General features: G+C 39.5%; 3 protein-coding genes. All 3 read left to right on the forward strand.

From position 1 onward, the window contains the following. Nucleotides 1-2,320, forward strand: a 2,320-nt coding sequence (locus QVP90_RS18040) for a glycoside hydrolase family 2 protein (protein ID WP_288204905.1), incomplete at its 5' end; no start/stop codon positions are given. A gap of 77 nt (nucleotides 2,321-2,397) precedes the next feature. Further along, nucleotides 2,398-6,804, forward strand: a complete 4,407-nt coding sequence (locus tag QVP90_RS18045; RefSeq protein ID WP_021937194.1) for a hybrid sensor histidine kinase/response regulator transcription factor — start codon at nucleotides 2,398-2,400, stop codon at nucleotides 6,802-6,804. Nucleotides 6,805-6,855: 51 nt separating this feature from the next. Next, nucleotides 6,856-9,881: DUF6298 domain-containing protein (locus QVP90_RS18050; protein ID WP_441293879.1), on the forward strand; the 3,026-nt coding region annotated here is incomplete at its 3' end.

Below are 9,881 nucleotides of genomic sequence, written 5' to 3' on the forward strand. Positions count from 1 at the left end.
TGTAATTCCTGCTGCTACTCGTGGGAAACAGGTTTTTATCCATTTTGAAGCGGTGATGGGTAAACAAAAAGTCTATTTAAACGGCCATTTGGTAAAAGAACATCTGGGAGGTTATCTTCCTTTCAATATCGATTTGACTGCGAATGGGATACAGGCAGGCGATTCTTGCTTAATAGCAGTGATGGCGGATAATAGCGATGATAAAAGTTACCCGCCGGGCAAACGTCAGTATACGTTGGATTTTTCATATCATGGAGGTATTTATCGGGATGTGTGGATGATTGCTAAATCTGATGTATCTATAACTGATGCAGTGGACGCCGGAAAAGTGGCTGGTGGTGGAGTGTTTATTCACTATGGTCGCATTAGTGAGAAAAAGGCTGATATTCTTATTGATACCGAAGTTCGAAACAACGGTAAACGGCAGAGAAAAGTGGAGGTAGAATCATCGTTGGTCGATGCAACGGGTACATTGATAAAGCGTGTAGTTGCTATGGTACATCTTGATGCCGGGCAGTCGAAGACTGTCAACCAAAAGATAGAGGTCCGTCAGCCGCATTTATGGTCACCCGATTCTCCTTATCTGTATCGCGTGGAATCGAGAGTGAAGGAGGGCAAAAATACGTTGGACGGTGGAATTACCCGTGCCGGTATTCGGAAAGCGGAATTTAAAGGGAAAGAAGGTTTTTGGCTGAATGGAAAACCTTTCGGGCAATTGATCGGTGCCAATAGGCATCAGGATTTTGCTTATGTCGGAAATGCTCTGCCGAACTCCGGTCAATGGCGGGATGCCAAAAAATTGCGTGATGCCGGTTGCCGGATTATCCGTGTCGCACATTATCCGCAAGACCCTTCATTTATGGATGCATGCGATGAATTGGGAATGTTTGTTATCGTTGCGACACCGGGTTGGCAATATTGGAATAAGGAACCGGAGTTTGCCCGTTTGGTACATGAGAATACCCGGCAGATGATCCGGCGTGACCGGAATCATGCTTGTGTATTAATGTGGGAGCCTATTCTGAATGAGACTCGTTATCCGTTGGATTTTGCGTTGGAAGCTTTACGAATAACCAAAGAGGAATATCCTTATCCGGGACGTCCGGTAGCTGCAGCAGATGTACATTCCGCCGGTGTAGAGGAAAATTATGACGTGGTATATGGATGGCCTGGCGATGATGAGAAAACGGATTCTCCTGAGCAATGCATATTTACTCGTGAATACGGAGAGAATGTAGACGACTGGTATGCCCATAATAACAACAATCGTGCCAGCCGTAGTTGGGGAGAACGCCCCTTGTTGGTGCAGGCACTCTCGTTGGCCAAGAGTTATGACGAGATGTATCGTACCACCGGAAAGTTTATAGGTGGAGCACAGTGGCATCCTTTCGATCATCAACGCGGTTATCACCCTGATCCTTATTGGGGAGGTATATTCGATGCTTTCCGTCAGCCTAAATATGCTTATCATATGTATCGTAGTCAAACGGCTCCCGATTTAAATCATCCTTTGGCGGAGTGTGGTCCGGTAGTATATATAGCACATGAAATGTCGCAGTTTTCAGATGCCGATGTGGTAGTATTTAGCAACTGCGATTCTGTTCGTCTTTCTGTTTATGATGGAACTAAAAGTTGGACTCTGCCGGTAATTCATGCAAAAGGGCATATGCCGAATGCTCCGGTTGTGTTTAAGAATGTGTGGAACTTTTGGGAAGCACGGGATTATAGTTATGTGCAAAAGAAGTGGCAGAAAGTAAATATATTGGCCGAAGGCATTATAAACGGGAAAGTAGTTTGTGCGCAAAAGAAAATGCCTTCCCGGCGTTCAACCAAACTTCGTTTAAGAATTGATTCTCAAGGGGTACCTTTAGTGGCCGATGGGTCTGATTTTGTAGTCGTTATTGCCGAAGTAACGGATGATAACGGAAATGTGAGGCGTTTGGCAAAAGAAAATATCGTGTTTACGATAGAAGGTGAAGGAGAAATCATAGGAGATAGGTCTATAAATGCCAACCCGCGAACTGTTGAATTCGGAACAGCTCCTGTGTTGGTACGCTCAACAAGTAAAGCAGGTAAGATTCGAATCAAAGCACATGTACAGTTTGAAGGAACACATGCACCAACTCCTGCTGAAATAGAATTTGAGAGTGTAGATCCGGAACTTCCTTCGTGTTATATAGAGCAACGTATGGTTCCTAAGAGTAACGTGAATCCTGTGAATAATACCCGGAAAACAGTTTTGACGGAAGAAGAAAAACGGCATTTACTAATGGAAGTAGAGAAACAACAGACCGAATTTGGTGTTAATTCTGAAAAATGATGTGGAAATATGGATTGATTTAATAAAAAAAGATTTTTATCTTTGAATTCCATTTTCCTCGTTAATCTATGCAAAGAATGAAAAAAATATTGTTATTTACCTTCATATGGTTGAATATTTGCGTCTCTGTATGGTCTGTTCCTAACGCGATAGTAGAACATTATACAGTGGACCAGGGGTTACCGAATAATATTGTGAATTGTACAGTAAAAGGAAAAGATGGTTTTATCTGGTTCGGTACTTGGTATGGCCTTTGCAGCTTTGACGGGGTGAAGGTGAAAACATACAACAATAAAGGTGAGTCAAATTCGGATATTCCTCCTAAAAAGATACAACGGATTGTTGAAGATAAGAACGGTTATTTATGGATAAAGACAGTAGATCGTAAGTTGTATGTGTTTGATAAGGTGAGAGAAACATTTCATGCCGTGTATGATGATATGAAAGACTATTTGGAAAACATCCAAGTAATTAAAGTTCAAAAAACAGAAGATGGCAGAATCTTATTGTTGACGAAAGATAAAAGTTTGTTACTTGCTTGTACCGATATTCATGGTAAAATAGGGATTCAATTGTTACATGATTCACGGCAGGATGTCAATGTTTATGATATGCGATTGAAGCATGATCTTTTTTGTGAAACCCAACAGCATCTGAGCTGGATCGGGATGGATTATAAGATTTTATTTTATGATAAAGGAAAGGAATTGAAAGAGAAGCCTGCCGATTTTATCACTAAAAAGATATTAACTGCCGATAAAGATGCTTTTACATGTGCTTTCAATGCTGATCATTTGTTGTGGTTAGGTAATAAATATGGAGAAATATATTGCATCAATCCTCAGACGGGGATGGTTAATAAGTATGTTTTACCTGGTATAACTTCTCCTATACGAAACATATTGGTCACAAAAGCAGGGAATGTTTATCTAAGCACTGACGGACAAGGAATTTATGAATACAATCTTGGATACAAATCATTAAATAAACTTTCTTTGGGAATAGAGAAAGGGGGAATTACTCATTCTTTTGTCGATAGGTATGATAAGGTTTGGTTTGTCATAGGAGAAAAATCTTTGATTTATTATGATCCGTTAAATAAGTCCAAGCGGAACTATTCGTTTCCCCGTGAAGGAAATATTTGCGATTTTAATGTACAGGATGCTGGTGAACAGGGTGTTTTCTTTTTGACTCCTTCCGGTGAAATTTTGGTTTTTGATAGAGATTCTTTCGAAATGCATCGTTTGAATCAGATGAAACCTTTTTCGAATGATTTTCCAAATCAATTGTTTTTAAATCAGTTATTGGATGAGGATGGGGTACTTTGGCTCGCTTCTACTACATTGGGGGTATACCGAATGAATTTTCCGAAAAAACAGTTTCGTTTACTCGACCTGCGTACTTTTTCAGCATCTCGTGCAATTTCTGATGATCTGATGGGGATTAGAGCTCTATTTCAGGCCAGTAACGGTGATATATGGGTCGGTACCCGTTGGCAAGAACTGTATCGTCTTGATAGTAATGGACATCTCAAACAAGTTTTTTCTTTAGGAAACGTGTACCATATAATGGAAGATAATAAGGGCAATTTATGGTTGTCTACGAAAGGTAACGGGTTGATAAAAGCAGAATTTGATATAAATTCTCCTCACGGAGTACGGTTTATATCTTATAAAAGTGATACGAATAATCCGTCTTCTATTAGTAGTAACGATGTGTATTGCACATTTCAGGATAGTAAAGGGCGAATATGGGTGGGATTGTTAGGAGGTGGATTGAATCTTCTTCGCGAAGAGGCGGATGGGGTGACATTTATCCATAAACATAATGGATTGAGAAAGTATCCTCCTTATGGTTTGTATATGGAAGTCCGCAATATGCTTGAAGATAATGAGGGACGCATATGGGTAGGTACAATGGATGGCTTAATGTCATTCGATTCAAATTTTGACAATCCCGAACAAATTGAATTTGAAACTTATAGGAAGGACAGTGCCAGTTCAAATGTAGCTGATAATGATATTTATGTTCTATTTAAAGATGCTACCGATCAAATTTGGGTGGGTGTATTTGGTGGAGGTGTAAATCGGTTGGTGAAATATGATAAAGAAACACACTCTCCTATATTTAAATCTTATGGTATTCGGGATGGATTAAACAATGACGTGGTGATGTCTATTGTAGAAGACAATGACCAAAATTTGTGGTTTGCGACTGAAAGTGGACTTTCGCGCTTTGACCGTCAGACAGAACACTTTAGAAACTTTGATAAATATGATGGTTTTTTGAGTGTACAAATGGAGGAAGGAAGTGCTTTGAAAATTGAAAACGGTGAACTTTGGGTGGGATGTAAAGAGGGTATTTTGATCTTTTCGCCCAATAAAATGGAAACTTTTAGTTGTAATAACCGGACTTATATAGTAGACTTTAAGGTTTCTAATGAGGATATCAGGGATCTCAAAAACAACCCTTTGATGAAGTCGGTCAAATATGCTGATTCTATTACCTTAAATTATGATCAATCTATGTTTACGATCGAATTTGCTGCTCTCAATTTCATTAATCAGAATCGTATATCTTATAAGTACATGCTCGAAGGTTATGAAAAGGAGTGGCACTATAATGGTAGGAATCGGATCGCTTCCTATACTAATGTACGTCCGGGAAAATATGTATTTCGTGTGAGAACGGTTGATGAAGCTAATCCGGAACAAATCTACGAGACAACTTTGGCTATACGCATATTGCCTCCCTGGTGGTTAAGTTGGTGGGCTTATTGCATTTACGCAGTTTTAGGTATTACACTTCTTATCGTGGTGATACGGGTTTCCTATTTGATGATTCGAATGAAGAATGACGTTTATATTGAACAGAAATTATCGGAATTAAAGATAAAATTCTTTACGAATATTTCGCATGAACTTCGGACACCGTTAACTCTTATCAAAGGGCCTATTCAGGAATTGAAGGAGAAAGAAAATCTGACTCCGAAGGGGATACAATATGTGGATCTAATGGAGAAGAATACGAATCGAATGCTGAATTTGGTAAATCAGATATTGGACTTTAGAAAGATACAGAATGGAAAAATGCGTTTGCATGTTTCTCAAATCAATCTGAATGAGATGCTGGAGTCTTTTCAAAAAGAGTTTCGGATCTTGTCGGAGGAAAATGAGATCGCTTATTCTTTTTCTGTTTCCGATGAACCTATTTTGGTATGGGGCGATAAAGAGAAATTGGAAATTGTTTTAAGGAATGTGATATCCAATGCTTTTAAGTTTACACCGTCTGGTGGAAGTATATTCATTTCAGCAGGTGTATCTGAGGGTGAGCATTCTTGTTTTATCCGTGTAGAAGATACCGGTATTGGTATTCCACAGAATAAGTTGACCGAGATATTCGAGCGTTTCTCACAAGGAGGAAATGCCCATACCTCTTATTATCAAGGTACAGGTATTGGTTTAGCTCTATCAAAAGAAATAATAGCTCTACATCATGGAACAATTAAAGCAGAAAACCTTCAACCTTCCGGAGCGGCATTTATCATCCAGCTTTTGTTAGGGAAGAAACATTATAAAGAGCTGGAAGTTGATTTTTATTTGGGAGGAACCGATAGTGGAGACGAGGTAGAAGGGGCTGATATTCCATCAATTAGTGAAGAAAATATAGAGAAAGAACCGGTTGATAATTCTTTGCCCAGCTTATTATTGGTGGAAGATAATAAGGATTTGGGAAATCTGATAAAACTACAACTGGAAGATAAATACAATGTCTATTTAGCTCATAATGGAGTAGAAGGACTTAAAAAAGTACATTTATATCACCCTGATATTGTAGTGACTGATCAGATGATGCCGGAAATGGACGGAATGGAAATGTTGACATGTATACGAAAGGATTTTCAGATTAGTCATATCCCAGTTATTATGTTGACTGCCAAAAGTTCTGATGAAGCTAAAACCAAAGCAATCAGCTTGGGGGCAAATGCTTATATAACGAAACCGTTTAGCAAAGAGTATTTGATTGCTCGTATTGAACAGTTGCTGAATGATCGCCAAATGTTTCAAGAACGTCTTTGGAAACAGATGAATGACACCGCAACTGAGGCGGAAGAAAGTGGGTATGAACAATATCTGGTAAAGAAGGATGTGCAATTTTTAGAGAAGATTCATCAGATAATTGAAGAGAATCTGGATAATAGTGATTTTAATATTGATGCGATTGCTACAACCATCGGTTTAAGTCGTTCTGCATTCTTTAAGAAATTGAAAAGTTTGATCGGACTGGCACCTGTAGATTTGGTAAAGGAGATTCGTCTGAATAAATCGGTTGAATTGATAAAGAATACGAATATGAGCATTTCGGAGATCGCATTTGCGGTAGGATTTAAGGACTCGGGTTATTACAGTAAATGTTTCCGTAAGAAATACAACCAGACTCCTCGTGAATATATAAATGAAGTGCGTAAAAGTGCAACCGGTTAAGTACAAACCCTTTTGTTAATCGTCTTTTGGGTATAAACCAAATTATAACCAATGAAGAATTTCAAGAGAATATTCCTGACGATGCTGGGCTTTATTTGCTTTGGATCGTTAGTTGCGCAACATCCATCTTTGCAAATCAAAGATGGAAAAGTTAATTATTTGATAGATGAGCGAGGGAACAGAGTTTTGGATTACTCTTATTGCGGATATAAAAGTTCCGGGCAAGACATTCCTGTAGTGAAAAATGTTGTTTTTGTTCCTTGGAAAGAGGGAGATAATTCTTTGCGAATCCAAAAGGCCATTGATTATGCATCTTCATTGAAGCCGGATGTCGAAGGTTTTAGAGGAGCTGTATTACTGGATAAGGGAACGTTTGTTTTAGAGAATGATTTGTATTTACATACTTCTGGAGTCGTTTTGCGTGGAATGGATTCCCGTGAAACCGTTTTACTGAAAAAAGGGGTAGATAGAGGAGCATTACTTTATATAGAAGGGATCGATGACCGGACATTTGTAGATACAATTGACATTTCGTCCGCTTATGTACCAGTGAATAACCGATGGTTGGAAGTAAATTCCGGGTGTTCTCTTTTGAAAAAAGATGACAGAGTACTGATTGTACGCCCTTCTACCAAAGAGTGGATCGCTTCGGTAGCTTGTACCGAGTATGGTGGTGGGATCAGTGCACTCGGTTGGAAACCGGGTGATATCGACATCTGGTGGGATAGAACGGTTACTGGAGTGATTGATGGAAAAATAGAAATAGATTCTCCACTTAGTATGGCATTAGATAGTCGATATGCTCATTCAAAGTTGGTTTCTTATACTTGGAAAGGCCGTATAGAGAACGTTGGAGTTGAGAATATGACCTTAATTTCAGATTATGATAAAAGATATCCGAAGGATGAAGATCATTGTTGGACAGGTATTTCTGTAGAAAATGCAGAAAACTGTTGGATTAGAAAGCTCTTTTTCAGACATTTTTCCGGTAGTGCAGTTATCTTGCAACCTACTTCGTCTAAAATAACGGTGGAAGATTGTATTTCTACTCAACCTGTATCGGAAATAGGAGGTATGCGTAGATGTACATTTTTAACAATGGGTCAGTTGAACTTATTTCAGCGTTGCTATTCTGAGCATGGAATACATGATTTCTCGGCAGGATATTGTGCAGCCGGACCTAATGCCTTTGTGCAATGCGAGTCTTATGAGTCTTTCGGTTTTAGCGGTTCTATCGATTCGTGGGCATGTGGACTGTTATTCGATATAGTGAATATTGACGGTCATAACTTGTCGTACAAAAATCTGGGACAGGATAAAAATGGTGCCGGTTGGAATACGGCCAATAGTACGTTCTGGCAATGTACAGCTGCCGGGATAGAATGTTTTTCTCCTGCTGAAGATGCAAAAAACAGAGCATATGGGTGCTGGGCACAATTTTCCGGTGACGGTGAATGGGCTGAATCAAACAATCATATAGAACCCCGAAGCCTTTTTTATGCACAGTTAAACGAACGTTTAAATAAAGATTGTTCCCTTCGTGCCAGAATCCTTCCTAAAGAATTGGAGGCGACCAGTAGCCCGACTGTAGAATTGGCTATGGAGTTGGCACAAAAGGCTTTCATTCCTAAATTGACATTAAGGCATTGGATCGAACAAGCTTCTGTAGATGAACAGTTAATATCTGTGGTACAGGTAAAAAATATAGATGAATTAAAAATAACTGATCCGGAGGAGAAAAATAATATCTTGAATCGTGAATTAAAGCGGGTATCGATTATTGACGGCCGTTTAGTTATGGGGGGGGAATTACTTGTGGGCAAAAAACTGGATGTTCCTTGGTGGAGTGGAAAACTCAGAACCAGCTATTTAGCAAAATCTCTTCCACACATAACTCGCTTTGTTCCCGGACGTGAAGGTTTAGGGGTGACTGATCGTATTGATTCGGTCATCAACTATATGAAAGTGAATAATTATCTGGTGATTGATCATAATTATGGTTTGTGGTATGACCGGCGTCGGGACGACCATGAACGTGTTCGACGCTTGAACGGCGATGTTTGGGGACCCTTTTATGAGCAACCGTTCAAACGCAGTGGACAGGGAACAGCTTGGGAAGGATTGAGTAAGTACGATTTAACTCAACCTAATGCTTGGTATTGGGCGCGCTTGAAAGAGTTTGCAGGTAAAGCGGAACAAGAAGGCCTGCTGTTGTTTCATGAAAACTATTTCCAACACAATATTTTAGAGGCAGGTGCACATTGGGTGGATTGTCCATGGCGCACTGCGAACAATATTAACCGTACTGATTTTCCGGAACCCGTACCTTTTGCCGGTGACAAACGTATTTTTATGGCAGAGATGTTTTATGATATAAATCATCCGGTGAGAAGGGAATTGCATCGGCAGTATATACGTAAATGCTTGGATAATTTTGCAGATTGCAGCAATGTGGTACAATTGATTAGTGCGGAGTTTACCGGACCTCTTCATTTTGTTCAGTTTTGGTTGGATGAAATAGCAGCATGGGAAAAGGAAACGGGAAAGCATGCCTTAGTTGCATTAAGTACTACTAAAGACGTGCAGGATGCTATATTAACTGATGCAAAACGAGCCTCTGTAGTCGATATTATCGATATACGTTACTGGCATTATAAAACTGATGGTATTTATGCTCCGGGCGGTGGCAAAAACATGGCTCCCCGTCAGCATATGCGTAAGATGAAAGCAGGAAAAATAACTTTTTCCGAAGCTTATAAAGCAGTAGAGGAATACCGTACCAAATATCCTGATAAAGCTGTTACTTATTATGCTCAGAATTATCCGGCTATGGCTTGGGCTGTGTTGATGGCCGGAGGGTCATGTCCGTCAATTTTTGTACATGATGAGACCTTTTTATCCGATGTTGCTAAGATGAAAGTGGAAAAAACTGATACGGATACTTATAAAAAACTGGTAAAATCTGATACGGGTGCTATCGTTTATTCTCAATCTCCAGGAGAGATTTCTGTCTTTGTTGATGATGGAAAATACAGTTTGAAATACATAGATCCCTCTTCTGGTACGGTGGAAGTTTT

This window comes from Bacteroides sp. CAG:189, from assembly GCF_000432295.1.
Classification (GTDB): domain Bacteria; phylum Bacteroidota; class Bacteroidia; order Bacteroidales; family Bacteroidaceae; genus Bacteroides; species Bacteroides salyersiae.